Annotated in this window: 26 protein-coding genes and 1 pseudogene; 22 read left to right on the forward strand and 5 right to left on the reverse strand. The window is 73.0% G+C overall.

The genetic code is table 11. The features are described 5' to 3' along the window. Positions 1–61: 61 nt before the first annotated feature. The 14 genes from D7044_RS28985 to D7044_RS29050 all read left to right on the forward strand — a co-directional run bounded on the left by D7044_RS28985 (position 62) and on the right by D7044_RS29050 (position 13,105). Positions 62–964, forward strand: a complete 903-nt coding sequence (locus D7044_RS28985; protein ID WP_120690792.1) for a tryptophan 2,3-dioxygenase — start codon at positions 62–64, stop codon at positions 962–964. Between the two features lie 22 nt (positions 965–986). Next, a complete protein-coding gene (gene kynU, locus D7044_RS28990; protein WP_120679748.1) occupies positions 987–2,297 on the forward strand; it encodes a kynureninase in 1,311 nt (436 codons plus the stop codon). Then, entirely contained in the window at positions 2,294–3,631 is a 1,338-nt protein-coding gene (locus tag D7044_RS28995) for an FAD-dependent oxidoreductase (protein ID WP_120690793.1), read from the forward strand. The genes kynU and D7044_RS28995 overlap by 4 nt, the downstream gene beginning before the upstream one ends. Positions 3,632–3,654: 23 nt before the next feature. Beyond that, positions 3,655–5,136 carry a 2-hydroxymuconic semialdehyde dehydrogenase gene (locus tag D7044_RS29000; RefSeq protein WP_120690808.1) on the forward strand — a complete coding sequence of 494 codons (1,482 nt, stop codon included), beginning with the start codon at positions 3,655–3,657 and terminating at the stop codon, positions 5,134–5,136. A 94-nt stretch (positions 5,137–5,230) separates the two neighbouring features. Beyond that, a complete protein-coding gene (locus D7044_RS29005) occupies positions 5,231–6,028 on the forward strand; it encodes a 2-keto-4-pentenoate hydratase (protein WP_120690794.1) in 798 nt (265 codons plus the stop codon). After that, a complete protein-coding gene (locus D7044_RS29010; protein WP_120679754.1) occupies positions 6,025–6,981 on the forward strand; it encodes an acetaldehyde dehydrogenase (acetylating) in 957 nt (318 codons plus the stop codon). The genes D7044_RS29005 and D7044_RS29010 overlap by 4 nt, the downstream gene beginning before the upstream one ends. Beyond that, positions 6,978–8,039 carry a 4-hydroxy-2-oxovalerate aldolase gene (dmpG, locus tag D7044_RS29015; protein ID WP_120690795.1) on the forward strand — a complete coding sequence of 354 codons (1,062 nt, stop codon included), beginning with the start codon at positions 6,978–6,980 and terminating at the stop codon, positions 8,037–8,039. Before D7044_RS29010 ends, dmpG begins: the two co-directional genes overlap by 4 nt. Positions 8,040–8,091: 52 nt before the next feature. Beyond that, entirely contained in the window at positions 8,092–8,865 is a 774-nt protein-coding gene (locus D7044_RS29020; RefSeq protein ID WP_120690796.1) for a 2-keto-4-pentenoate hydratase, read from the forward strand. Next, complete coding sequence (locus tag D7044_RS29025) at positions 8,862–9,299, forward strand: RidA family protein (RefSeq protein ID WP_120679760.1); 438 nt, start codon at positions 8,862–8,864, stop codon at positions 9,297–9,299. Before D7044_RS29020 ends, D7044_RS29025 begins: the two co-directional genes overlap by 4 nt. After that, entirely contained in the window at positions 9,296–9,820 is a 525-nt protein-coding gene (locus D7044_RS29030) for a 3-hydroxyanthranilate 3,4-dioxygenase (RefSeq protein WP_120679762.1), read from the forward strand. The genes D7044_RS29025 and D7044_RS29030 overlap by 4 nt, the downstream gene beginning before the upstream one ends. Continuing rightward, positions 9,820–10,821, forward strand: a complete 1,002-nt coding sequence (locus D7044_RS29035) for an amidohydrolase family protein (protein ID WP_120679764.1) — start codon at positions 9,820–9,822, stop codon at positions 10,819–10,821. Before D7044_RS29030 ends, D7044_RS29035 begins: the two co-directional genes overlap by 1 nt. A 63-nt stretch (positions 10,822–10,884) precedes the next feature. Continuing rightward, on the forward strand, positions 10,885–12,348 hold the full coding sequence (locus tag D7044_RS29040) for an amidase (RefSeq protein WP_120690797.1): 1,464 nt from the start codon (positions 10,885–10,887) through the stop codon (positions 12,346–12,348). Positions 12,349–12,405: 57 nt separating this feature from the next. Further along, on the forward strand, positions 12,406–12,711 hold the full coding sequence (gene ctaJ, locus D7044_RS29045) for an aa3-type cytochrome oxidase subunit CtaJ (protein ID WP_435820950.1): 306 nt from the start codon (positions 12,406–12,408) through the stop codon (positions 12,709–12,711). Further along, entirely contained in the window at positions 12,698–13,105 is a 408-nt protein-coding gene (locus D7044_RS29050) for a DUF5130 family protein (protein ID WP_120679770.1), read from the forward strand. The genes ctaJ and D7044_RS29050 overlap by 14 nt, the downstream gene beginning before the upstream one ends. A gap of 198 nt (positions 13,106–13,303) precedes the next feature. Here D7044_RS29050 and pepN read toward each other — a convergent pair whose 3' ends face one another. Beyond that, entirely contained in the window at positions 13,304–15,853 is a 2,550-nt protein-coding gene (gene pepN, locus D7044_RS29055; protein ID WP_120690798.1) for an aminopeptidase N, read from the reverse strand. A gap of 216 nt (positions 15,854–16,069) precedes the next feature. On the opposite strand from pepN, the gene D7044_RS29060 reads away from it, so the two are divergent. The 4 genes from D7044_RS29060 (at position 16,070) to D7044_RS29075 (ending at position 19,107) form a co-directional block, all read left to right on the forward strand. Continuing rightward, positions 16,070–16,696 (forward strand): mycothiol-dependent nitroreductase Rv2466c family protein, encoded by a 627-nt coding sequence (locus D7044_RS29060; protein WP_120679775.1) that lies wholly within the window; start codon positions 16,070–16,072, stop codon positions 16,694–16,696. A 166-nt stretch (positions 16,697–16,862) separates the two neighbouring features. Then, the gene (locus D7044_RS29065; RefSeq protein WP_120679776.1) at positions 16,863–17,264 is read left to right on the forward strand and encodes a hypothetical protein; all 402 of its coding nucleotides are present in this window, start codon (positions 16,863–16,865) and stop codon (positions 17,262–17,264) included. Positions 17,265–17,370: 106 nt separating this feature from the next. Then, positions 17,371–18,570 (forward strand): DUF1015 family protein, encoded by a 1,200-nt coding sequence (locus tag D7044_RS29070; protein ID WP_120690799.1) that lies wholly within the window; start codon positions 17,371–17,373, stop codon positions 18,568–18,570. A 69-nt stretch (positions 18,571–18,639) separates the two neighbouring features. Further along, positions 18,640–19,107, forward strand: coding sequence for a ribose-5-phosphate isomerase (locus tag D7044_RS29075; protein WP_120679780.1), 468 nt, complete (start codon positions 18,640–18,642; stop codon positions 19,105–19,107). Positions 19,108–19,196: 89 nt separating this feature from the next. On the opposite strand, the gene D7044_RS29080 is transcribed toward D7044_RS29075, so the two are convergent. After that, entirely contained in the window at positions 19,197–19,532 is a 336-nt protein-coding gene (locus D7044_RS29080) for a hypothetical protein (protein WP_120679782.1), read from the reverse strand. 193 nt (positions 19,533–19,725) lie between these two features. Between D7044_RS29080 and D7044_RS29085 the strand changes: the two genes are divergently transcribed. Continuing rightward, on the forward strand, positions 19,726–20,265 hold the full coding sequence (locus D7044_RS29085; RefSeq protein WP_120679784.1) for a DUF2189 domain-containing protein: 540 nt from the start codon (positions 19,726–19,728) through the stop codon (positions 20,263–20,265). A 355-nt stretch (positions 20,266–20,620) separates the two neighbouring features. Here the strand turns inward: D7044_RS29085 and D7044_RS29090 are convergent, their stop codons facing one another. After that, positions 20,621–22,765 carry a M14 family zinc carboxypeptidase gene (locus tag D7044_RS29090; protein WP_120679787.1) on the reverse strand — a complete coding sequence of 715 codons (2,145 nt, stop codon included), beginning with the start codon at positions 22,763–22,765 and terminating at the stop codon, positions 20,621–20,623. Between the two features lie 21 nt (positions 22,766–22,786). Between D7044_RS29090 and D7044_RS29095 the strand changes: the two genes are divergently transcribed. Beyond that, entirely contained in the window at positions 22,787–23,968 is a 1,182-nt protein-coding gene (locus tag D7044_RS29095) for a major royal jelly family protein (protein WP_233565160.1), read from the forward strand. Positions 23,969–24,099: 131 nt separating this feature from the next. On the opposite strand, the gene D7044_RS29100 is transcribed toward D7044_RS29095, so the two are convergent. Then, entirely contained in the window at positions 24,100–24,681 is a 582-nt protein-coding gene (locus D7044_RS29100; RefSeq protein ID WP_120679789.1) for a GNAT family N-acetyltransferase, read from the reverse strand. A 197-nt stretch (positions 24,682–24,878) separates the two neighbouring features. Between D7044_RS29100 and D7044_RS29105 the strand changes: the two genes are divergently transcribed. Together D7044_RS29105 and D7044_RS29110 are read left to right on the forward strand one after the other, a co-directional pair. Next, the gene (locus D7044_RS29105) at positions 24,879–25,601 is read left to right on the forward strand and encodes an acetate uptake transporter family protein (RefSeq protein ID WP_120690800.1); all 723 of its coding nucleotides are present in this window, start codon (positions 24,879–24,881) and stop codon (positions 25,599–25,601) included. Between the two features lie 113 nt (positions 25,602–25,714). After that, positions 25,715–25,894, forward strand: a complete 180-nt coding sequence (locus tag D7044_RS29110) for a hypothetical protein (protein WP_120690801.1) — start codon at positions 25,715–25,717, stop codon at positions 25,892–25,894. Here the strand turns inward: D7044_RS29110 and D7044_RS29115 are convergent. Continuing rightward, positions 25,891–26,016: pseudogene (locus tag D7044_RS29115) on the reverse strand (IS5 family transposase); the annotation flags it as partial. The gene D7044_RS29110 and the pseudogene D7044_RS29115 sit on opposite strands and share 4 nt — an antisense overlap.

Consider the following 26,016-nt stretch of genomic DNA (forward strand, 5'->3'; position numbering starts at 1 on the left):
ATTCCGCGAAGGTCGGCGGCGCGACATCATGGCGGGAACCGGCTCATGGAGGAGACAAACGGTGAAGCAGACGGAGCTGCGGGGGCCGGCGCCGGCCGCGGCGGTGCGCCCGGTCACGCCACAGCAGCGCGAGGCCAAGGCGGCGCGTACCGGCGGGGAACCCACCCTGGAGTTCGCCGGCCAGGTGCCGTACGACGTGTACACCCACGCCAGCACCCTGCACCGGTTGCAGCAGCCGCTCAGCGACGACCCGGGCGAGATGTCCTTCCTCATGGTCAGCCAGATCATGGAGCTCTACTTCGGACTGACCCGCTACGAGCTGCTCCAGGCCCAGCAGCTGATCCGCGCCGACCAGGTCTGGGACGCGCTCGCGCCGCTGCGCCGGGCCACCCTGCACCTGGAGGCGCTCAACGCGGCGTGGCGCGGGCTGCGCTGGATGTCCCCGGCCGACTTCAACAAGTTCCGCAACCTGCTCGGCGAGGCGTCCGGCTTCCAGTCGGCCATGTACCGGCAGCTGGAGTTCCTGCTCGGGCTCCGGGACCCGGCGTTGATCCGCCCGTTCCGCCGGCACACCGAGGTCTACGCCGAGCTGCGCGACTCGCTCGCCGCACCGAGCCTCTGGGACGATGTGGTCGCCCTGCTCGCCCGCCGCGGCTTCGAGCTCCCCGCCGAGGTGCTCGACCGGGACGTCAGCGTCGAGCACGAGACGCACCCGCGGATCGAGGCGGCCTGGGTGGCGATCTACGCCGAGGACGGGCCGGGCAACCACCTCCGGCAGCTCGGCGAGGCGCTCACCGAGGTGGCCGAGCAGTTCGGCGAGTGGCGCTGGCAGCATGTCAAGGCGGTGCAGCGGACGATGGGCGCCAAGGTCGGCAGCGGCGGCTCCGCCGGGTTGGCGTGGCTGCAGCGCAGCATGGCCCGGGTGGTCTTCCCGGAGCTGTGGTCGGCCCGTACCAGCATGTGATCGGAAGCGAGAAGTCAACCGGATGAACGCCCCTCACCCCGCTCCACCCCGCCCGACCGCGTCTGAGGACGAGGCACGCCGACTCGACGCCGCCGACCCCGGGCACCGTCACCTGTTCCACGTGCCGCCCGCCGACGGGGGCCGCTACCCGCAGGCCGCCTACCTGGCCGGCAACTCGCTCGGACTGCAGCCGCTGGCCACCCGCGACGAACTCCTCGCCGACCTCGACGCCTGGCGTCGGCTCGGTGTCGAGGGGCACCTAGAGGCGCAGCGGCCCTGGCTGCCGTACCACGAACTGCTCACCGAGCCGGCCGCTCGGCTGGTCGGGGCACTGCCGGCGGAGACCGTGGTGATGAACTCGCTCACGGTCAACCTGCACCTGCTGATGGTGAGCTTCTACCGCCCGTCCGGGCGGCGTACCCGGATCGTCATCGAGGACAGCGCCTTCCCCTCGGACAGCTACGCGGTGCGCAGCCAGGCCCGCTTCCACGGCCTCGACCCGGACGAGACGGTGGTCCGGCTACGCCCCCGCCCGGGTGAGGAGACCCTGCGCACCGAGGACGTGACCGACTACCTGGCCGCCGAGGGCGACCGGGTGGCGCTCGTGCTGCTCGGTGGCGTCAACTACCTGACCGGTGAGCTGCTCGACGTCCCGGTGATCACGGCGGCCGGTCGGGCCGCCGGCGCGATCGTCGGCTGGGACCTCGCGCACGCCGCCGGCAACGTGCCGCTGCGCCTGCACGACTGGGACGTCGACTTCGCCGCCTGGTGCTCGTACAAGTACCTGAACTCCGGCCCCGGCGCGCTGGCCGGCGCGTTCGTGCACGAACGGCACCTCGGCGACCCCACGCTGCAGCGTTTCGAGGGCTGGTGGAGCACGGAGGCGGCCACCCGGTTCGAGATGACCCCGGTCTCCCGGCCCCCGGCCACCGTGGAGGCGTGGCAGATCTCCAACCCGCCGATCTTCTCGATGGGCCCGGTGCGCACCTCGCTGGAGCTCTTCGACGCCGTCGGCATGACGACGCTGCGGGAGCGGAGCCTGCGCCTCACCGGCTACCTGGAGCGGCTGCTCGACGAGGTGACAGTCGATCGCCCGTTGACCGTGCTCACCCCCCGGGACCCGGCGCGGCGCGGATGCCAACTCTCGGTACGCATCGGCGCCGGCAGCGCCGCGGAGCTCGCCAAGCGGCTGCGTTCCGAGCACGGGGTGATCGCCGACGCCCGGGAGCCCGACGTCGTCCGGTTCGCCCCGGTGCCGCTCTACTCCACGTTCCACGACTGCTGGCGGGTCGCCGAGGCGCTCGCCGCGACCGTGGCGGAGGTGAGCCGATGAACCGGGAGCACGACGAGATCGCAGTCGTCGGCGCTGGGCTGGCCGGCTGCCTGCTGGCCTGCTTCCTGGCCCGGCGCGGCTACCGGGTGGCGCTCTACGAGCGGCGGCCGGATCCGCGTACCGGCCGGGTCGAGCGGGGCCGCTCGATCAACCTGGCCCTCTCCGAGCGCGGCCTGGACGCCCTGCGCCGCATCGGCCTCGACGAGCAGGTGATGGCCGACGCCCTGCCGATGCGCGGCCGGATGATCCACCCGGTGGCGGGCGAGCCGCAGTTCCAGTCCTACAGCTCCTCCGGCGACCGGGCGATCAACTCGATCAGCCGTGGCGCGCTGAACAACGCCCTGCTCGACGCGGCCACCGCGCGGCCCGGGGTGCGGGCCGTCTTCGACCACCGCCTGGTCGGGCTCGACCCGGCCACCGGCGATCTGACGTTCGAGACTCCTGAGGGCAAGGTGACGGCGAACGCCCCGGTGGTCCTCGGCGCGGACGGGGCCGGCTCGGCCGTACGGGGTCAGCTGCTCGCGCACGGGCTGCTCACCGAGAGCCTCGACTTCCTCGACTACGGCTACAAGGAACTCACCGTCCCCCCGGCGGGCGGCGACTTCGCGCTGGATCCGGACGCCCTGCACATCTGGCCACGGGGCACCTCGATGATGATCGCGCTGCCGAACCCGGACCGCTCCTTCACCTGCACGCTCTTCTGGCCGACGCACGGCACGGCGGCCTTCGCCTCGCTGGGCAGCCCGGCGGCGATCGAACGGCACTTCGCCGAGCACTACCCGGACCTGGTCCCGCTCGCGCCGAACCTGGTGGACGACTACCAGCACAACCCGGTCGGAGTGCTCGGCACGGTGCGGTGCAAACCGTGGCAGGCGAACGGGAAGGTGGGTCTGCTCGGCGACGCGGCGCACGCCATCGTCCCGTTCTACGGCCAGGGCGCGAACTGTGCCCTGGAGGACGTCGTCGAGCTGGACCGCTGCCTGGACGAGTGCGGCGACGACTGGTCCGCGGCGTTGCCGCTGTTCCAGCAGCGGCGGCAGGGCAACGCCGAGGCGATCGCCCGGATGGCGCTGGCGAACTTCGTGGAGATGCGGGACAAGGTCGCCTCGCCGCTCTTCCAACTCGGCCGTAGGGTCGAGCACGCGCTGGAACGGGCGCTGCCCGGCCGGTACGTCTCCCGCTACGAGCTGGTGTCCTTCTCCACCACCCCGTACGCGGAGGTGGCCCGTCGGGTACGCCGGCAGCACCAGGCGCTCGGGGTGGTCGCCGCGGGCGCGGCGGCCCTGCTGGTCGGCGCGGTCGGGATGGTGCTCGGTCGAGGGAGGCGTCGATGAGCGTCACGTGGGATCCGCGGCTGATGAGCGGGCGGGCCCCGGCCGGGCCGGCTCTGCTGCGCAACTTCGTCGGCGGCGAGTTCGTCGACTCCGGCCGCCGCTTCACGAAGGCCAGCCCGGTCACCGGTGAGCCGGTCTTCGAGGTGGCGGAGGCCGACGCGTCCTGCGTGGACGACGCGGTGGCCGCCGCCCGGGCGGCGGTGCGTGGCCCGTGGGGCCGGATGGGGGAGCGGGAGCGCGCCGAGGTGCTGCGCCGGATCGCCGACGAGCTGGAGCGCCGCTTCGACGACCTGGTCACCGCCGAGGTGGCCGACACCGGCAAGTCCATCTCCCAGGCCCGGGTCCTCGACATCCCGCGCGGCGCCGCGAACTTCCGGGCGTTCGCCGAGATCGTCGCGACCGCGCCCACCGAGTCGTTCACCACCGTCACCCCGACCGGCGGGCGTGCCCTCAACTACGCCGTCCGCAAGCCGGTCGGCGTGGTGGCCGTGGTCGTGCCGTGGAATCTGCCGCTGCTGCTGCTCACCTGGAAGGTGGCGCCGGCGCTGGCCTGCGGCAACGCCGTGGTGGTGAAGCCCAGTGAGGAGACCCCGGCGTCGGCCACGCTGCTCGCCGAGGTGATGGCTGCGGCCGGCGTACCGGCGGGCGTGTTCAACCTGGTGCACGGCTTCGGGCCGGACTCGGCGGGGGAGTTCCTCACCCGGCACCCCGGCGTCGACGCGATCACCTTCACCGGTGAGTCGGCCACCGGCAGCGCCATCATGCGCGCCGCGGCCGACGGGGTGAAGGCGGTCAGCTTCGAGCTGGGCGGTAAGAACGCCGGGCTGGTCTTCGCCGACGCGGACCTGGACGCGGCGGTGGCCGGGTCGGGCCGCTCCAGCTTCACCAACGGCGGGCAGGTCTGCCTCTGCACCGAACGCATCTACGTGCAGCGGCCGGTCTTCGAGGAGTTCACCGAGCGGCTCGCGAAGCGCGCCGGGGAGCTGGCGTACGGCTGGCCGGCCGACGAGGCCACGGCCAACATGCCGCTGATCTCGCACGGCCACCGCGCCAAGGTGCTCGGCCACTACGACCTGGCTCGGGCCGAGGGCGCGCAGGTGCTCGCCGGGGGCGGCACCCCGCACTTCGGCGACGCCCGGGACGGCGGCGCGTACGTGCAGCCGACGGTGCTGACCGGGCTCGGTCCAGACGCCCGGACCAACCGCGAGGAGATCTTCGGACCGGTGGTGCACGTCGCGCCCTTCGACGACGAGGAGGAGGCGTACGCGTTGGCCAACGGGACCGAGTACGGCCTCGCGGCCACGGTGTGGACGCGGGACGTCGGCCGGGCGCACCGGGCCGGGGTCCGCCTCGACGCCGGCATCGTCTGGGTGAACACGTGGTTCCTGCGCGACCTGCGGACCCCGTTCGGCGGGGTCAAGGCGTCCGGCATCGGCCGTGAGGGTGGCGTGCACTCGCTGGACTTCTACTCCGAACTCACGAACGTCTGCGTGGACCTCACGTGAGCGGGCGGATCGTCCGGCTCGATCGCGGGGCGCCGCGAGCCGGCGCGGCGGGCACCGGGCCCGACGTCGCCTCCGTACGCGCCGAGGAGTGGGCATGAGCGTCGACATCGAAGCGGCGAGCCGGGAACTGGAGCTGGCGCGCGACGGCGCGAAGCCGTGCCCGCCGCTGCGCGGGCGGCTGCTGCCCGAGGGTGACATCGAGTCGGCCTACCAGGTGCAGCAGGTCCACACCCGGCAGCGGCTCGACGCGGGGCGCCGCCGGGTGGGGGCGAAGATCGGCCTCACCTCGCGCGCCGTGCAGGAGAGCTTCGGGGTCTTCCAGCCGGACTTCGGCGTGCTCTTCGACGACATGGCGGTCCCGGACGGTGTCGAGGTGCCGACGAGCCGGCTGCTCCAGCCCCGGGTGGAGGCCGAGGTCGCCTTCGTGCTCGGCGCCGACCTGCCCGACGAGCGGGTAACCACCGCCGACCTGATCGGCGCGGTCGACCACCTGCTCCCGGCCATCGAGATCGTCGACTCCCGGATCGCCGGCTGGGACATCTCCATCGTGGACACCGTGGCCGACAACGCCTCCAGCGGGCTCTTCGTGCTCGGTACCTCGCCGCGCCGCCTCCGCGACGTCGACCTGCGGCTCTGCGGCATGGTGCTGGAGTCGGCCGGGGAGCCGGTCTCGGTCGGCGCGGGGGCGGCCTGCCTGGGCAATCCGCTGCACGCGTTGGAGTGGCTGGCGCGCACCCTGGCCCGCTCGGGGGACCCGCTCCGCGCCGGGGACGTGGTGCTCTCCGGTGCGCTCGGGCCGATGGTGCCGGTGACGCCCGGCGCCGCGTACGAGGCGCGGATCTCCGGCCTCGGCTCGGTACGTACCTGCTTCTCGAAGGAGGCTGACCGGTGAGCGCTGGCTCGAAGCGCGTCGGCGTGGCGGTGATCGGTTCCGGCAACATCGGGACCGACCTGATGATCAAGGTGCTCCGGCTCGGCGACCGCCTGCGCATGGTGGCGATGGCCGGTATCGACCCGGACTCCGATGGGCTGGCCCGGGCCCGCAGGCTCGGCGTGGCCACCACCGCGGGCGGGGTGGACGGGCTCGTCGCGATGCCGGAGTTCGCCGAGGTGGAGATCGTCTTCGACGCCACCTCGGCCGGGGCGCACCGGCACAACGACGCGGTGCTCGCCGCGCACGGGCGCACCGTCGTCGACCTGACCCCCGCCGCGGTCGGCCCGTACGTGGTGCCGCCGGTGAACCTCGACGAGCACCTGGACGAGCGCAACCTGAACATGGTCACCTGCGGCGGTCAGGCCACCGTGCCGATCGTCGCGGCCGTGGGCCGGGTGACCCCGGTGGCGTACGGCGAGATCGTCGCCTCGATCGCCTCGAAGTCGGCCGGCCCGGGCACCCGGGCGAACATCGACGAGTTCACCGAGACCACCGCGCGAGCCATCGAGGTGGTCGGCGGCGCCGAGCGGGGCAAGGCCATCATCGTGCTCAACCCGGCGGACCCGCCGCTGCTGATGCGCGACACGGTCTACTGCCTCTGCCCGGACGCGGAGGCCGACACCGCGGCGATCGCGGCCTCCGTGGCCGAGATGGTGGCGACGGTGCAGGAGTACGTGCCCGGCTACCGGCTCAAGCAGGACGTGCAGTTCGACCGGGTGGACACGTACGTGCCGTCACTCGGCGCCCACCTGTCGGGCCTGCAGGTCTCGGTCTTCCTGGAGGTCTCCGGCGCGGGGCACTACCTGCCCGCGTACGCCGGGAACCTGGACATCATGACCTCGGCGGCGCTGCGCACCGCCGAGCGGCTGGCGGCCCGGCGGGCCGCCGTGGCCACGGAGGTGACCGCGTGACCGACCTCTACATCCAGGACGTGACGCTGCGCGACGGCATGCACGCCATCGCCCACCGGTACACGGTCGACCAGGTCCGCGCGATCGCCTCGGCGCTCGACGCGGCCGGGGTGGCCGCCATCGAGGTGGCGCACGGCGACGGTCTCGCCGGGTCCAGCGTCAACTACGGCCACGGCGCGGCGAGCGACGCCGAGTGGATCTCCGCCGCGGCCGAGGTGCTGACGAACGCGAAGCTCACCACCCTGCTGCTGCCGGGCATCGGCACCATCGCCGACCTGAGGGCGGCGAAGGCGCTCGGGGTGACCAGCGTCCGGATCGCGACCCACTGCACCGAGGCGGACATCTCCGCCCAGCACATCTCGTGGGCCCGGGAGAACGGCATGGACGTCGCCGGGTTCCTGATGATGTCGCACATGAACGACCCGGCCGGACTCGCCGCCCAGGCCAAGCTCATGGAGTCGTACGGGGCGCACTGCGTCTACGTCACCGACTCCGGGGGCCGGCTGCTCATGTCCGACGTGGCGCAGCGGGTCGACGCGTACCGGCAGGTGCTCGACGCCGACACGCAGATCGGCATCCACGCCCACCACAACCTGTCGCTCGGGGTCGCCAACAGCGTGCTCGCCGTGGAGCACGGCCGGGTCACCGGCTCCGCGCCGGTCGGCCCGGACGCGACGCACGGCCGGACCGTACGGGTGGACGCCTCGCTGGCCGGTATGGGCGCGGGCGCCGGCAACGCGCCGCTGGAGGTCTTCGTCGCCGTCGCCGAGCTGCACGGCTGGAAACACGGCTGCGACGTGTTCGCGCTGATGGACGCCGCCGACGACCTGGTTCGCCCGTTGCAGGACCGGCCGGTCCAGGTGGACCGGGAGACGCTCTCCCTGGGGTACGCGGGCGTCTACTCCAGCTTCCTGCGGCACGCCGAGCGGGCCTCGGCGAAGTACGGGGTGGACGTCCGCTCGATCCTTGTCGAGCTGGGCCGACGCCGGATGGTCGGCGGCCAGGAGGACATGATCGTCGACGTGGCGCTGGACCTCGCCGGCCAGGAGGGCAAGTGAACGTGGGGAAGCTGTCGAGGGCGGCACGGCCGCGCGCGAAGGGTGCGGGAGCATGATCGGGCCGGACGTCGCCGGAATCGCCGAGCGGCTCGGCCTGGCCGCCGACACCGCCACCGCCACCGGTCAGCTGGCCGCCGAGACCGGCCTCGACGTGGACGCCGCGTACGCGGTGCAGACGGCGCTGCTGCGGCGCCGGCTGGACCGGGGCGAGCGGCTCGTGGGGCTCAAGATGGGGCTCACCAGCCGGGCGAAGATGGCCCAGGTCGGTGTGGACGAGGTGATCTGGGGTCGGCTCACCGACGTGATGCGGGTGCCCGACGGCGGCACCGTCGACGTCGGCGCGTACATCCACCCAAGGGTGGAGCCGGAGGTGGCGTTCCTGCTGGACCGCCTTCCCGCGCCGGGCGAGCCGATCGGTGACTTCAGCGAGGCGGTCCGCGCGGTCGCGCCGGCGATCGAGCTGATCGACTCCCGGTACGCCGACTTCACCTTCTCGCTGCCCGATGTGATCGCCGACAACACGTCGGCCGCCTCCTTCGTGATCGGACCCTGGTCGCCGGTGCCGGACGGGCTGGAGAACCTGGGCGTGCTGCTGGAGATCGACGGCCGCGTCGCCCAGGTCGGCTCGACGGCAGCGATCCTCGGCGATCCGCGCCGCGCCCTCGACGAGGGGATCCGGCTGGCCGGACGGCACGGGGTGCGGCTGCGTGAGGGCTGGGTCTTCCTCGCCGGCGCGGCGACCGCCGCGGTGCCGCTGCGCCCCGGCGCGCACGTGCGCGCGGTCGTGGAGAAGCTCGGCACCGCGACGCTGCGGGCGTCCTCGTGACCGGCCGGGGCGCGAGCGCCAAGGTGGTGGCCGGGAAGGCGGTGCCCCGAGGAGCGTTTCCGCACGTCAAGGTCGCGGGTGGGTTCGTCTTCGTCTCCGGGACGTCGTCCCGTCGGGCGGACAACACCTTCGCCGGCGTCGAGGTGGACGAGTTCGGCACCACCGCCCTGGACATCCGCGCGCAGACGCGCGCGGTCATCGAGAACGTCGCCGACCTGCTCCGCTCGGTCGGCGCCGAGCTCTCCGACCTGGTACAGGTGACGTCGTACCTGGTGAACATGAACGACTTCGGCGGCTACAACGAGGTGTGGGCGGAGTTCTTCGACGCCACCGGCCCCACCCGGACCACCGTCGCTGTGCACCAGCTGCCCCACCCGCACCTGCTCATCGAGGTACAGGCCGTCGCCCTTCTCCCCTCAGGAGGTCAGTCGTGAGCGAGATCGCCGAGCCGTTCAGCTTTCCGGGCTGGATCGCGGAGAACCAGCACCTGCTCAAGCCCCCGGTGGGCAACAAGGAGATGTTCCCCGGCGGGGACGACTTCATCGTGATGGTGGTGGGTGGCCCGAACCAGCGCACCGACTTCCACGTGGACCCGTACGAGGAGTTCTTCTACCAGGTCAAGGGCAACATGCACATCAACCTGATGCTCCCGGAGGGGCCGCGTACGGTGCACGTGCGCGAGGGGCAGATGTGGATGTTGCCGCGGAACACGCCGCACTCCCCGCAGCGCCCGGAGGCCGGCTCGATCGGGGTGGTCGTGGAGCGGGTCCGTGCGGAGGGCACGCTGGAGAAGTTCCAGTGGTACTGCCCCGAGTGCGGGAACAAGGTGCACGAGGTCGAGTTGCAGGTGCGCGACATCGCCGCCGACCTGCCCCCGGTGTTCCAGGCGTTCTACGCCGACGAGAAGGCACGTACCTGCGCCGACTGCGGCGCGCTGCACCCGGGCAGGGGCTGATGCGCACACCTGTGGTCGACGTGCACACGCACGTCGTACCGAAGGGGTGGCCGGACCTCACCGCCGCGTGCGGCGGGTCCGGCTGGCCGTGGCTCCGCGTCGACTCCGAGCGCGCCGCCATGATCATGGTGGGGGAGACGGAGTTCCGACCGGTCGGCGCGGAGTGCTGGGACGCGCCGACCCGCCTTGCCGACATGGACGCGGACGGCGTCGACCTCCAGGTCGTCTCGCCCACGCCCGTCTTCTTCAGCTACGACCGGCCGGCCGACCAGGCCGCGAAGGTGGCCCGGATCTTCAACGACCTGACGTTGGAGGTCACCGCGGCCGGCGGGTCGCGGCTGGTGCCGTTCTGCCAGGTGCCGTTGCAGGACCCGGACCTCGCCTGCGCCGAGCTGGACCGCTGCCTCGCCGCCGGGCACGCCGGGGTGGAGATCGGCAACCACGTCGGCGACCGCGACCTCGACGACGCCGGGATCGTGCAGTTCCTCACCCACTGTGCCCAGGTGGGCGCCCCCGTCTTCGTCCACCCGTGGGACATGCCGGGCGGGCCACGACTGGACCGCTGGATGGCCCGCTGGCTGGCCGGCATGCCGGCGGAGACGCACCTGTCGGTGCTGGCGCTGATCCTCGGCGGCGTCTTCGACCGGGTCCCCGACACGCTGCGGATCTGCTTCGCGCACGGCGGTGGGAGTTTCCCCTTCTGGCTCGGCCGGGCCGACAACGCCTGGCACCGTCGCGGTGACCTGGTCCGCGGATCCTCCACCGCGCCGCCCAGCGCCTACGTCGACCGGTTCTGCGTCGACTCGGTGGTCTTCGACCCGGCGGCGCTGCGACTGCTCGTCGACACGGTGGGGGAGGACCGGGTCCTGGTGGGCAGCGACTACCCGTATCCGCTGGGCGAGCGGCCCGTCGGGCAGGTGGTGCAGAAGGCGGGCTTCCTCACCGCCGACCAGCGGGAGAAGCTGCTGTCCCGCAACGCGCTGCGTTTCCTCGGCCGATAACCGGCGACGCCGGCCGCCGTGTCTTTCGCACCCCCACGGCACGGCGGCGGGCAGGATGAGGGCATGGCCGAGCCGCACGACCTGACCGCGCTGGAGCAGGCCGCCGCGATCTCCCGCGGCGAGCTGTCCAGCGTGGAGCTGGTGGAGCACCACCTTCGGCGGGTGGCCGCGCTCGGTGACACCGTCGGCGCGTTCGTCACCGTCACGGCCGAGGCGGCCCGGGAGGCGGCCCGCGCCGCCGACGCGGTGCCGGCCGACGAGCGCGGCCCGCTGCACGGCGTACCCACCGCCATCAAGGACCTGACGTTGACCGCCGGGATCCGGACGACCTTCGGCTCGGCCGCCTTCGCCGACTTCGTGCCACCGGTCGACGCCGACGTGGTCCGCTTCATCCGGGCCGCCGGCCTCGTCAGCCTCGGCAAGACCACCACCTCCGAGCTGGGCTGCTCGCTCTACTCCGAGGGCCGCGTCGCGCCACCGGCGCGCAACCCGTGGGACCTCGCGTACACCGCCGGCGGATCCAGCGGCGGCGCGGCCTCGGCGGTGGCGGCGGGGCTGGTCCCCGTCGCCCAGGGCTCCGACGGCGGCGGCTCGCTGCGCATCCCCGCCGGGCTCTGCGGCCTGATCGGCTACAAGCCCAGCCGCGGCCTGGTCTCCGGCGGCCCGGTCGGCTTCGGCGCGTTCGGCCTGCCCACTCACGGGCCGATGGGGCGTACGGTCGCCGACGTCGCCGCTCTGCTCGACGTGATGGCCCAGCCGGTGCCGGGCGAGCCCTACCTGTCGCCCGGGGCGCCGCCCGGCGGCTACCTGGCCGCGGCACGCGCGGCGGCCCCCGGCCGGCTGCGGATCGGGCGGTTCACCGCCGCGATGCTCGCCGAGGAGCCGGTGCACCCTGACTGTGTCGCCGCCGTGGACCGGGCCGCCGAACTGCTCGCCTCCGCCGGTCACGAAGTGGTCGAGGTGTCGCCGCCGCTCGGGCCTGCGGCGTGGCCGCTCTTCGAGATCGTCTGGTACGTGCTGGCGCTCGCGCCGGTGCCGCCGGAGCGGGAGAGCGAGCTGCTGCCGCTGACCCGGTTCCTGCGCGCCCGGGGCGCCGGGGTCTCGGCGGGCACGCTCTCCGCCACCCTCGGCGAGCTGCAGGCGCAGGTACGCCTCGGCGCCCGCCGCACGGCCGGCTGCGACCTGCTGCTCTGCCCCACCCTCTGCGCTCCGCAGGCACCTGTCGGTTGGTTCGCCGCGGACGGTGACCCGGCGGCGGATTTCGATCGGCAGCGCCGTTTCTCCCCGTACTGCGCCATTTTCAACGTCACGGGCGAACCGTCCGTCTCGTTGCCGGTAGCGGCGACTGCGGCGGGACTGCCTGTGGGGATCCTGCTGACCGGTCGGTACGGTGACGACGCCCGGCTGATCGCGACCGCTGCGGAATTGGAGAACTCCAGTGGCGGGTGGGATCGGCACCCCGCGATCTGGCGGGCCGTTGACTCCGCTAACGTGAAAGGCAGCGGAGTCGGGCGGTTGACGCCTTGAACCTGTCCACCCGACCTCGATGCCTGAGGTCTCTTCTTCCGCCTGGGGGCGTTGGGATTGTCTGTTACCGACACGTTGCTGGTCTTCGTCGGCATCCCGGCGGCAGCGATACTGGTGATCGGCGGCCTGGCGTACGCCGGCAGCCGCGGTCACGGCGGTGGTGGCGCCAAGCGCTACCGGCCGGGCCGCTCCTTCGACTTCACTCCGGTCTGGTTCCTGGGCCGTCCGGAGCAGCTGGCTGACTCGGCCGGCACCGCCCTGGCCGCCGGGGCGCAGGCACCGGCGCTGACCAGCCGAAAGCAGGAGCAGGCCGGCCGCGAGGCGCCGGCCGGTGGAACCGGAGGCGCAAGTGACCGTTGGTGAGACGCAGGTCAGCACGGGCAACCCGCCGGAGGTGCTGGACGGCCCGTTCTCGACCCGGCAGCTGCTCCGCATCGACGAGGCGCTGCGCCTGGCCGACCAAGGCACCGGTCTCGTCTTCTCGGTCTTCGTCGGTGGCCTCGACGAGCCGATCCGGGAGCACGCCGAGCGGCTGCACCGCCAGCTCGCCGACCCGGACCGTTCGGTGCTGATCGCGCTGTCGCCCAACCAGCGGCGGCTGGAGGTCGTCACCGGCCGGCACGCGCGTAAGCGCATCCCGGACACGTACGCCAAGCTTGCCGCGCTCTCCATGGTGGCGGCCTTCGGCGGCGGCGACCTGGCCGGCGGCATCATCAACGGCCTCGACCAGCTCGCCAGCCACGCCGGCCGGGGCTGAACCCTCGTACGACAAAGCCCGGTCCGCGTTCGCGCGGACCGGGCTTTCTCGTGTCAGCGTGGCCAGTCGCCCGGATCGAGACGCATCGGCCGTCGCCCGGTCACCTCGCCCGCGACGTCGGAACCGACGGCCACGACAACGGCCCGGGGCCGACGTGGGCTCCCACCCACGCCGACCCCGGGCCGGTCACGTCGTGCGTCAGGCGCTGCGGGTGTCCCGCTCGCGGGCCTTGAGGGCGCGGACCACACCGTCGCGTCCCTCGGCGACGAGCCGGCGCAGCGGCGCCGGGTGCCCGTCACCGGCGAGCCAGGCGTCGGTGGCCGCCACCGTCTCCTCCTCCACCAGGTACGTCGGGTAGGCGAGCTGAGCGAACTCCTGCGCCGGCTCGCTGTCCCGGCTGCCCCAGACCTGGCCGACCGCCGCGAAGTACTTCTCCCGGTACGGCGTGACCAGCTCCACCTGCGTCGGGTGGGTGAAGCCCTGCAGCAGGGCCCGGTTACGCCAGTTCGGCAGCGCCTCCGCCCCGGTGAGCTGCGCCCACACGGCGGCCTTGTTCTCGGCGGTCGGCACCAGCGCGTGCACGAACGCGGCCTCCCGCTCGCCGCTCGCCGTCCGGTCCCGCGCCAGCTCGGCGTCCACCTCGGCGACGCCGGCCGTGCCGCTGGCCACCAGCGACGCGAGCACACTCCAGCGCAGCTCGGTGTCGATGTTCAGCCCCGCCGGCACGTCGGTGCCGTCCAGCCAGCCCCGCAGCGTCGCCAGGTCCTCCTCGGAGCGGGTCGCCGAGACGTACGCCCGGGCCCAGGCGAGCTGGAAGCCGCTGCCCGACTCGGCGGCGGCGAGCGCCGCCTTGGCGGTACGGGCCAGCTCCGTCCAGCCGGTCGGCGCCCAGGCCGGGTCGGCGTAGAGGGTGAGCGTCGTGGTGGCCTGCCGCAGGGTGGCGGTGACCAGGTTGATGTCGGTCTCGGCGGGCAGCCCGGCCAGCACCAGCGCCACGTAGTCCCGGGCCGCCAGCTCGGCGTCGCGGACCATGTCCCAGGCGGCCGTCCAGCAGAGCGCGCGGGCCAGCGACGACTCGAAGCCGGCGATGTGCTGCACGACGGTGGACATCGAGCTGTCGTCCAGCCGCAGCTTCGCGTAGCTGAGGTCGTCGTCGTTGAGCAGCAGCACGTCGGCGGCGCGGACGCCGGCCAGGGCGCCGAGCTCGGTCCGCTCGCCGGCCACGTCCACCTCCAGCCGCTCCCGGCGGACCAGGCGTCCGTCGGTCAGGTCGTAGAGGCCCACGCCGATCCGGTGGGTACGCAACGTCGGGTAGTCGGCCGGCGCCTCCTGCCGCACCACCACCTGCTGGTACGTGCCGTCCGGGCCGACGGTCACCTCCGGGCGCAGCGTGTTGACCTGGGCGGTCTCCAGCCACTGGGCGGCGAACTTGCGCAGCTCCCGGCCGGATGCGGTCTCCAGCTCGGTGAGCAGGTCGTCGAAGGTGGCGTTGCCCCAGGCGTGCTTGCCGAAGTACGCGCGCAGCCCGGCCAGGAACGGCTCCTCACCGACGTACGCCACCAGCTGCTTGAGCACGCTCGCGCCCTTGGCGTACGTGATGCCGTCGAAGTTGACCTCGACGGCCTCCATGTCCGGCATCTCCGTGTAGACCGGGTGGGTGGAGGAGAGCTGGTCCTGCCGGTAGCCCCAGTTCTTCCGGATGGAGAGGAACGTCGTCCACGCCTCGTTGAAGCGCGTCGCGTGGGTGTTGCACCAGTGGCTCGCCCACTCGGCGAACGACTCGTTGAGCCACAGGTCGTTCCACCACCGCATGGTGACCAGGTCACCGAACCACATGTGGGCCAGCTCGTGCAGGATCGTGTTGGCCCGCTGCTCGTACTCGAAGTCGGTGACCTGCGAGCGGAAGATGTAGTGCGACTCGGCGTGCGTGACGCAGCCGAAGTTCTCCATCGCGCCGGCGTTGAAGTCGGGCACCCAGAGCTGGTCGTACTTCGGCAGCGGGTAGCGGACGCCGAACTGCTCGTGGAAGAAGTCGAACCCCTGCTTGGTGATGAGGAAGAGGTCGTCCGCGTCCAGGTACTGCGCCATCGACGCCCGGCAGAAGACGCCGAGGTCGATGCCGTCGTGGCTGTCCCGCACCTCGTGGTACGGCCCGGCGCAGAGCGCGGTGATGTAGGTGCTCATGCGGGCCGACTGCGTGAAGTGGACGGCCTTCAGGCCGTCACCCGCCGGCTCCTCCCGATCGACGGGCATGTTCGACACGACCCGCCAGTGCTCCGGCACCGTGGCCCGCCAGGTGTAGACGCTCTTCAGGTCCGGCTGGTCGAAGCAGGCGAAGACCCGCTGCGCGTCGGCCGTCTCGAACTGGCTGTAGAGGTAGGTCTCGCCGTCGACCGGGTCGACGGTGCGGTGCAGGCCCTGCCCGCTGCGGGAGTACGCGAAGTCGGCGTCGACGACCAGCGTGTTCTCGCCCGCCAGGCCGGCGAGGACGAGCCCCTTCTCGGCGGACCAGTCGGAGAGGTCCACCGGGGTGCCGTTCAGCGTGGCCGACCGGACCGAGTCGGCGGCCAGCTCGATGAAGGTGTTCGCGCCCGGCTCGGCGCAGCGGAACCGGACCTCCGTGGTGGACCGGAAGGTGCGACCCTCGTCCGCCAGCACGGCGGTCGACAGGTCCAGCGTGATGTCGTACCCGGTCACCTCGAGCAGGCGGGCCCGCTCGGTGGCCTCGACCTGGGTCAGGTTGCGCACTCCCGGCACTGTTCGTCTCCATCCCACTCGCTCTACGCCGCGCGGCGCCGTCCACCGACCGCTCGTGGCGGTCGGCCCGGAAACGAGTCTTCCATGCAGCGGCGTCCCGCGGTGGCCGAGGTCACGCTCTCATCCCGGTGCCGGTCGATGCCTGTCGGGGTGAGGATCGGCAGAGACGCCGGACGATCGGCGTCCTCGTTGCGAAGGGACCTCACCGTGACCGAACGTGTCGCCGTTGACATGTGGTTCGACCCGGCCTGCCCGTGGGCCTGGCTCACGTCCCGTTGGCTGCTCGAAGTCGAGCGGGTCCGGGACGTGGACGTACGTTTCCACGTGATGAGCCTCTCGGTGCTCAACGAGGGCCGGGACTACCTCTCGGAGGAGTACAAGACCTTCCTGAGCACCGCGTGGGGACCGGTACGCGTCTGCATCGCCGCGGAACAGCGGTACGGCGCCGAGGTGCTGCGCCCGCTCTACACCGCGCTCGGCACCCGGATCCACCTGGAGAAGCAGGAGCGGGGGCCGGAGCTCTACGCTGCCGCGCTCGCCGACGCCGGCCTCGATCCGACGCTCGCCGCCGCCGCGGACGGCACCGAGTACGACGAGGCGCTGCGCGCCAGCCACGAGACCGGCATGCGCCCGGTCGGCGAGGACGTGGGCACCCCGGTCATCCACGCTCCCGGCCCGGACGGCGGCACCGTCGCGTTCTTCGGCCCCGTGGTGACGCCGGCCCCGAAGGGGGAGGCCGCCGGGCGGCTGTGGGACGGGGTCCTGCTGGTGGCCGGCACGCCCGGCTTCTACGAGCTGAAGCGGACCCGCGACGCCTCCCCGATCTTCGACTGAGGGGGCAGGGGCTCCCGGTAGGCCGCCCCCGGCCGCTGGGAGCCCCTGTTAACACCCGTTACCTCGGCCACCTCGCCCGTCACCGCCCCGCCGTCGACCTCGTTTGGCCCGATGTCCGCCGCAGCCGTTCGCAATCGGTAAATTCGCAGCTCGTGGAGGCATCCCGATGGCCAAGCACCGCCATGCTCCCGGTGACGATCCGCTGAAGTCGGAAGAGTCGGCCGAGAACCCCGCGTACTGGTCGGTCGACGACTCCCGCTGGCCGGCGGTCCGACCCGACCTACCCAAGGACGTGGCGGACCTGCTCGCCCCACCGATCGTGGTGGGCGTCGCCCGGGTGGCGGCGACGTCCCGGCTGACCCCACCCGGCGCGCCGCCGAACCGGGGTCGGCGGACTCCGCCCGGCGTGGCGCCCACGCCGGCCCTGCTGGGATCGTCGAACACCGCCGGCACGCCGATCGGGCGGATCAAGCCGCCGCCGACCAACCGCCCGGCGGACGCAGCCGATCAGAGCCGCCCGCCCGCGTCCGCGGGCCGGCACCGCCGGAGCAACGACCGCCGCTTCTGACCGCCCGCCCGTGCGGACCGATCCACCCCGGCCGCCGCTTTCACCTGTTGGACGGCGGCCCGGGTCCACGTCCCCGGCCGGCCCGGCGACGGTAGCGTCAGCGGGCATGACGGTCGTGCATCCGATCGCCCGGGCCTGGATCACCACTGGCGGCACCGGCGCGCAGAACTACGACGAGTTCGCCGACGACGCGGAGATCACCGCGATCATCGAGGCGAACCCGCACAGTGCCCTCGGCATCGAGATGCCGCACCGGGCGCCGGGGAGCCTCGGCAGGTCCTTCCTCGACGCGCTGCCCGACGCGGTGGCCCGGCTGACCGAGGCGAAGGCCGACGGGAGCTACACCCCGGCCGAGCAGGTGGTCGTGCTCTACCGGATCACCGCTCCGGGCGAGGAGCCGGCGTACGGGCTCTTCGCGATGGTGGAGACCGACCAGATCTCCACCCGGGCCGACGAACCCGGTCTGGTGATCCGCAACGAGGACGTCTTCATCGCCAAGGTCCGCGAGCGCGTCGCCCTGGCCGAGTCGCTCGGCCACCTGCTCTCGCCGGTTCTGCTGCTGCAGACCGGACGCGGTGCGGAGCTGCACGAGGTGCTCGCCGACGCCACCGAGGCGGCGGGCGCGCCGGCCGCCACCGACCTCGACCAGGCGGGGCGTACCCATGCGATCTGGCTGGTGGGGCCGGGGCCGCAGCAGGACGAGCTGACCCGCCTCGCCGGCGGCGGCGAGCTGGTGGTGGCTGACGGCAACCACCGCAGCCTCGCCGCGCAGACCGGCGGCCTGTCACGTTTCCTGGCGGTGGTCACCACGCCCCGTTCGGTCGCCATCCAGCCGTACAACCGGCTGGTCAGCGAGCTGACCACCAGCGGCGACGAACTGGTGGAGCGGTTGCGCGCCGCCGGTGCGGAGGTCACCCCGATCGCCGGTCCGGTCGAGGTGCCGGCCACCGGCGGCACCGTCCATCTCCGGCTCGCCGGCCAGGGGTACGCGGTGCGCCTGCCGCGCGTCGCGGGCGACCGGTTGGAGAACCTGGACCACGCCCTGGTCGAACGGCTGCTGCTGCGTGACGCGCTCGGCCTCGACCCGGGCGACAAGCGGATCACCTACGTCGGCGGTGACTATCCGGCGAGCTGGCTGACCGGCGAGGTCGACTCCGGTCGGGCCGAGCTCGCCGTCCTGATCGCCCCGGTGACCGTGGACGACTTCGTCGCGGTGAACCTGGCGCGGGAGAAGATGCCGCGCAAGAGCACCTGGTTCACGCCGAAGGCGCGGGGCGGCCTGGTCGTCGCCGAGCTGCCGCGCTGAGCTGTGACGAACCGCCCGGTGGCGCCGCCCCTGCAGCGTCACCGGGCGCGGCCTGACAGACTGCGCGTTATGCGCGTCTACCTGGGATCCGACCACGCCGGCTACGAGCTGAAGGTGCACCTGGCCAGCTACCTGGCCAACCAGGGCTACGAGGTGGTCGACGTCGGCCCGCACGTCTTCGACCCCGACGACGACTACCCGGCCTTCTGCCTGCACACCGGCGACCGGGTGGTGGCCGACGAGGGCAGCCTCGGCGTGGTGATCGGCGGTTCCGGGAACGGTGAGCAGATCGCCGCCAACAAGATCGCCGGGGTGCGGGCCGCGCTCGCCTGGAACATCGAGACCGCACAGCTGTCCCGGGAGCACAACGACGCGAACATCGTGGCCGTCGGCGCCCGCCAGCACACCCTGGACGAGGCGACCGCCATCGTCGAGGCGTTCCTCAACACCCCGTTCTCCGGCAACGAGCGGCACGCCCGCCGGATCGTGCAGGTCGCCGCGTACGAGGCGAGCCGGGAGCTTCCTCCGCTGCCCTGATGCACCGGGGTCGGGGCCACCCCCGGTGGTCCCGACCGGCCGGTCCCGGGCCGGCGACGATCGAGGCGGCGCGCCCCTCTTCGACCGGCTCAGCGCGGCGGCCGGGGCAGCTCTTCGCGGGGCACCCAGTTGCGCCGGACGACGACGACCCGCTCCTCGGCCTCGGCCAGGTCCTGCTCGGTCGGCCGGGCGGCGTCCCGCGCCCGCAGCGCCGCGCTGAGCCGCACCTGCGAAGAGCCGGAGCCGACCAGACCACGGAGCCCGCGCTCGCTCTCCCGCTCGTCGCCGGCCGGGCCGCGGCGGCGGGACACCTCGGGCCCGTCGTGCACCCGCGCGGTGCTGGCCGACGGTCCGTCGGGGTCCCGGGTCTGCTGTTCGGCGTTCTGGTGTCGCAGTCGGCGTCGCCGTCGCTCCGCATCACCCATCCCCCGACCGTACCGTCGCGGCCCGCGTACCGCCGCCCGTCGTTCCTCCGACCGGCCGGGCGGTCGTGGGTCCGGCGACGCCGGTCCGGTCCGTCCGCAGTCGGGTGCTGCCGGGCTCGGCGACCGATTTGCCGGGTGGCTACCCTCGGAGCGAGGCGCCGACGGCGCCGTCGGTACAGGGGAGGGGACGAGCATGGCGGACCAGACACAGCCGTGGGCGGAGCGGACCGTCGAGGTGCCGCCGCAGCCCGGGGTGGTGCCGCAGCAGCGGGACGGCTTCCGCCGCGGGGTGGCCTCGGTCGGTCAGCCGCAGACGCCCCGTACCGAACCGTTCCCGGTCGTGGAGGAGCCGACCGGCACCGGCTGGCCCGGCGAACCGGTGCCGCGGCGGCCGGTCAGCTGGCATCTGGCCCAGCTCCGCCGCGGTGGCGAGTGGAGCGCCGCGGGCGGGCTCTTCGCCTTCGTCTGCTGGGGGATCTGGGCGATCTCCGGTCGGGGCAACCTGACCGGCCCGTTCCTGATCTTCGTGCTGAGCCTGCTCGTCGCGGTCGGCCTCTTCGCGCTCTCCCGGCTGCTCGGCCGTGTGATCATCGAGCGGCAGCTCGGCCGGGTCCGGCGGACCGCGCGGGGCGCGCACCTGATCACGGCGGTCTTCCTCGTCGGGCTGGGCGTCGCGTGGCTCCAGCAGACCGAGTGGGTCGTCTCCGCCTGGAACTGGATCACCGGAAACTGAGAGGGTGTTTGAGGAGGCTCGCCCGTAGCGAGCCGGGTGCCAGGCGGCGTTCGGCAAGGCGGCGGTTCGCCCGGATACCGGTGTTGTATCCGGGCGAACCGACAACGCGGCCGGGCGTCGTCTGGGGCCGGCGCAGTAGGGCACGGCCTCTCAAACACCCTCTGGGCCCCCGCGGTAGGGGCGGGCGGGCCGGCCTGCGCCGCCCGCCCGCCCCTCCGGTCGCGGAATCGCCGCGACGCCGGTCGTCCTCCGCCAGGATGGTGCCGCTTACCCGGCCGGCCGCGGTTCATCCGCGGCCGGCCGGCGCAGCTCGAAGGGGCCGGCCGGTCGGGTGTCCCGGCCGGCCGGCGTCCCGTCAACCCTCCTGCGCGGCGGCGTAGTCGCGGGCGACCCGGACCATCTCCACGAGCCCACCGGCGTACTCCTGGGACTCGCCGTGCGCCTCGTCGAACGGCGGCTGGAAGCCGACGCCCTCCCACTGACCGGTGGCCGGATTCCACCGGTCGTTGCCCACCTCGAAGTCCCAGGCGAAGATGCCGAGCTCGTAGTAGAGCTCGTCGGCGGAGTTGCCGGCGGCCGAGTAGAGCACGTCCGCGACCGGGCCGGTCTGCGAGGGCCAGGTGACCGTGCCGCGCTCCTGGGCGATGGCGCCGACGATGCGCCGGGCGCTGTCCAGGAAGAGCTTCGACTCGTCGATCGACGGCCGGGGCAGGGTGACCCGTCCGTCGGCCTTGTACGCCCCCGGCGGCCACATGAAGTACCCGCCGTAGGAGTGCACGTTCATCGCGAACCGGATGTTGTCGTGCTCCCGGGCCAGCGCGACGACGTTGCGGCTCTCCGCCTCGGAGAGCTCACCGGTGCCGGCGTACGAGCCGGAGAGGCAGTTGCTGCTGGCGCCCACGTAACCGTCGAAGTGCGAGCCGACCGTGTAGTTGCGGTTGAGGTCCACGCCCCACGAGTCGCGGTTCGCCGGGTCCCGGCTGACGCCGGTGCAGTGGTTCACCAGGTTCTTGCGCTGGAAGTCGAAGTCGTGGAACGAGTAGTTCGCCCCGTCCGGGTTCACCGTCGGAATGACGAAGATCTCCGTCTGCTCCAGCAGCTCGCGGGTGGCCGGGTCGGTACGCGAGTTGGCCAGCATCCGCTCCGCGAACTCCAACGTGACCAGCGGGGTGGCCCACTCCCGGGCGTGCTCCTGCGAGTAGGCCAGGACGCCGATGCGGGAACCGTCGCGGTGCACGCCGATGCGCAGCGCCTGCACCGTCCACGGCTTGGTCGACACCTCCGTGCCCTGGAGTCCGTCGTCGAGGCGTACCGGCGCGACCACCGGCATGGGCAGTCCGGCCGAGCCCTGCTCCACGAACGCCTGGAACCGGTTGGCGAACCGCGCGTTGATCACGGCGGCGACCTGATCGGTGCTGCTCGTCACCTTGCCGGCCCCGTCGGTGGCGAGGGAGACGGTGAGCACCCGGTCCCGGTAGGTCGCGGTTAGCGGCCGGTTCGCCCGACCGGGATCGACCGTGCGCACCTGGACACCGTTCATGCCCTGGTCACCGAAGCGCACCGACTCCACCACCACGGCGGCGGCCGCCGGATCACCGAGGTACGCGACGGCGGTGCGCCGGTACCCCTGGGTCTTGTTCGGCAGGTCGATCACGTCCACCAGGTCGCGGTACTGGCGGGCGAGCCGCTTGATCCGCGCCTGGATGTCCGTCGGCGTGAGGTACGCGTCGATGAAGTCCTTCTGGTAGCCCTCGGGCAGCGGCGGCGGCGTGGCGTTGGGCCAGACCGCCGGGGTGACGGGGCGACTCACCCCGCCCAGGCTGGACGTGGCGGTCACCTGCACCGGCCGGCTCGGCACCGGCACGGGCTGCGCGTAGTGGTACTGGTACTCGCCCGAGTCCTCGAACCGGAAGAGCGGGAACGAGCCCGTCGCGCCGTCGGCGGCCCGCCAGCTCACCGTGATCTCGACGTCCGGGTCGTCGGTGGCGGTCGTGGCGACCTGGGTCTGCACGAACGTCTGCCCGTTGCTGGTCCACCAGTACGCCTGGAGGAACTGGAGCGTGTCGACGGCCGCGGCGCTCGCCGTGCGCTGGCCGGCGGCCGGGGCGCGCAGCCCGGCGGCGGTGCGGGCCTGGGAAGCGCGGAGGCTCTCCGCGAAGTGCCGCTCGCCGTCGCCCGCGCGCTGCACCACCTGCAGCGGGGTGGCCCCCTGCGCGGTCAGCTCGGCGAGCTGGACGCCGGTGAGCACCAGGTCGGCGAAGATCCGGCCGTCCGCCGACCGGGGACGGTTGGCGAGGTCCGCGCCCCGGGCCACCAACTGGTCGAGCTGCGCCTGGTCGCGGAGCTGCACGCGGACCAGCGCGGTCTCGTCGTCGGCCAGGGCCACCCTTGGCGGTGTGGCGGGGGCCGGCGCGGCGGTGCCGGAGCCGGGATGGGACAGCACCACGCTGACCAGGATCGCTGCGGTGGCCGCGGCCGCCCACCTTCGGGGGACGATCATGTGCCCTCCTGACGGAAATCGATGTCGCTGCCCTCCCACACCAGTCGACAGATCGACATCTGTCAAGAGATCGGCGTCGGAGTGGTGTTTGGACGGGCGCGCGGTGGGAAGGGGACGCCGTCCCGCGCCGGGACCGAACGCCTCGCCCTGCTGGAGGAGCACATGCCGTTGCCGACCCGGACGGACAGCCGCCTGATCCCGACGGTGCGCAACGACCGTGTCTGCACCGGCGTGACGACCGTCGAGGGACGCGTCTTCGTGAGCTTCCCCGCCGCGGATTCACCGGGAGCGCAGGTGGCCGAGGCGCTGCCGGACGGCCGGCGGGTGCCGTGGCCGGACGAGTCGTGGAACGCGGTCCAGGACGAGCCCCGCCCCGACGGGGCGTACGTGCACGTCAACGGCGTACGCACCGGGCCGGACGGCCAGCTGTGGATCATCGACTCGGGTGCGCCGGGGCCGGGCCGGCCGCAGGTCCCCGGCGCCGCCCGGCTGATCGTGACCGACCCGGCCACCGCCGCGGTGACCCGGATCTACCACCTCACCGAGGCGGTCCGGGACGACAGTTACGTCGACGACGTGCGGTTCAACGGGGCGATCGCGTACCTCACCGACGCCGGGGCGCCCGGCCTGATCGTGCTCGACCTCGCGTCGGGGCGGGCCCGTCGGGTGCTGGACGGGCACCCCACCACGGTGGGGCGGCGGCTGATCGCCGACGGGGAGGTGCTGCACGACTCCGCCGGCGACGAGATTGTCCTGCACGCCGACCAGCTCGAGGTCTCCCCGGACGGGCGCCACCTTTACTACCAGCCCGCCTCCGGGGGCCTGTCCCGCATCGAAACCCGTTGGCTCGACGACCCGACGCTCGACCCCGCCACGGTGGCCGGGTACGTGGAGCCGTGGCTCGACACCCCGACCACCGGTGGCACCGCCATCGACGCGGACGGCACGATCTACCTCAGCGACGCCGAGCGGCGGCGCATCCTCACCATCACTTCGGAGCGGGTGGTGACGATGCTCGTCGCCGATCCCCGCCTGGCCTGGGTGGACGCCATGTGGATCGACTCCGGTGGCGACCTCTGGCTGCCCGCCGCCCAGCTGCACCGCACGCCGGGCCTCTCCGGCGGCGTGAACCGCGTCGACTACCCGCTCTGGATCTACCGGCTGAACGTCGGCGTCGGCCCCGCGCCCAACGACCACGCCTGATCCGCACCGCGGCCCGGCTCGGCGTCGTACGGCCCGGCCCGGCTCGTGCGGCGCGGCTCGGCGTCATGCGGCGTGGCCCGGCCCGGCGTCTTCGACGCGGCCCGGCTCGGCTCGGCGTCGTGCGGCTCGGCTCAGGGTCGTGCGGCCTCGGCCGACCGGGCGGCGAGCCACTCGTCCCGGGTGAGCGCGTACTCGACCTCGCCGAGCTCCGTGCCGGGCAGCGGATCGTCGAAGTCCAGGTGGAAGGTTCGGACGTACCGCAGGCCCACCGAGGCCATCGTGGCGCGGGACCCCTCGTTCACCGTCATCGTCTCGGCGAAGATCCGGTTCAGGCCCAGCTCCTCGAAGCCGTGCCGGATCAGCTCGCGGGCCCCCTCGCTGGCCAGCCCCCGGCGCCAGTACCGGCGCAGCAGGCGGTAGCCCAGTTCGGCCTGGCCCGCCACCGGGCCCTGGTCGGCGCGCTCCGGCGGTTCGAGGATCCACCAGCCGACGAAGTCCCCGTCGACGAGACCGGCCCAGAAGCCGAGCCCCGGCACCCGCCGCGCCGCCGCGAGCCGCCGCCCGTGCAGGACCTCCACCTCCGCGCGGGTACGAGGCGGACCGAGGTACCGCATCACCTCGGGGTCGGCGTCGAGCTCCACCTCGTGGTCGAGATGCTCGTCGGCGAGCGGAACGAGGCGGATCCGGGCGGTGTGCAGCGTCGCTTGGGGCATGCGCCGGATTTTCGCCCCGACACCCGAACCGGACCAGCCATTTTCCGTCCGGCGGGGCCCGGTGCGACCGGGTCGGACGGTGGCCCGGCCCGGTGCCGGGGGAAGAGGCAGGTGAATGGGAGCCGTCGGAGGGGGTAGACGGCGCCGACGTTCGGACGGACCGGCGGGGAGTCCGCCGTCGTGACGAGGAGGATCAGATGTCCCGCGTTTCACACGCGCAACCGCACGACGGCGAGTTCGAGTTCTGGCGCAACCACGCCCAGATCTCACTGCAGCCGGTGGCCGCGCCGTCCATCCTCGGCCTGTTCGGTTTCGCGGCGGCCACCTTCGTCGTCGCGGCGAACCTGGCCGGCTGGTACGGCGACACGGGAACCCCACGTTTCCTGTTCCCCTTCGCCGCCCTCACCGGCGGGCTCGCCCAGTTCCTCGCCGGAATGTGGGCGTACCGGGCGCGCGACGGCCTCGCCACCGCGATGCACGGGATCTGGGGGGCGTTCTGGCTCGCCTACGGCGTGCTCTTCCTGCTCGTCGCGGTCGGCGCACTGACCCCGCCGAACCCGTTCGTCCCGCTCGGCTACTGGTTCATCGCGCTCGCCGCGATCACCTGGTCGGGCACGTTCGCCGCGCTCGCGGAGAGCATCGGTCTGGCGGCGGTGCTCGCCACGCTCGCCGCCGGCGCCACCTGCCAGGCGATCGGTCAGATCGCCGGCATCTCGGGCTGGCGGACGGTGGGCGCCTACATCTTCATCGTCTCCGCCGTGATCGCCTGGTACACCGCCACGGCGATGATGCTGGAAGGGACGTACCGGCGGGTGGTCCTGCCGATCGGCAAGATGCGGGCCCCGGACCGGCCGGGCCAGGAGCCGCGCCAGGTCATCCAGTTCATGGCCGGCGAACCGGGCGTCAAGGTCGGCCAGTGACGTAACCCGGCAGGCACAGGTTTCGGGCGGGTCCGCGACGTTGCGGGCCCGCCCGACTGCACCACGGGGTACGTGGGACAGCGCCGACGGGGCCGGGCGCATAGCGTCCCTGCATGTCTTCCGGCAATCGACTCCCCGAGCTGCTCTTCGCCATCGTTCTGGCCTGCGTGCTGACCGCCGTCTTCTTCGGCGTCCTCTACTGGGTCGTGCGGGTGGCCGTACGCGACGGCATCGAGGATGCGGATCGGCGGGTCCTTCGGCCGGCCGGGCGCGGGGACGCCGAGAGCGGCTAGGTCCTGTCTCGAAGTGCGTGTAGCCACTCGTTGATGGCGGTGACGTGGATGGTGGCTTCGTAGCGGACGGCCAGCTTGTCGTATCGGGTGGCCAGGCCGCGATGGCGTTTGAGCCGGTTGAT

Origin of the sequence: Micromonospora musae, assembly GCF_003626635.1 — a bacterium.
In the GTDB taxonomy this organism is placed as follows: Bacteria; Actinomycetota; Actinomycetes; order Mycobacteriales; family Micromonosporaceae; genus Micromonospora; species Micromonospora musae.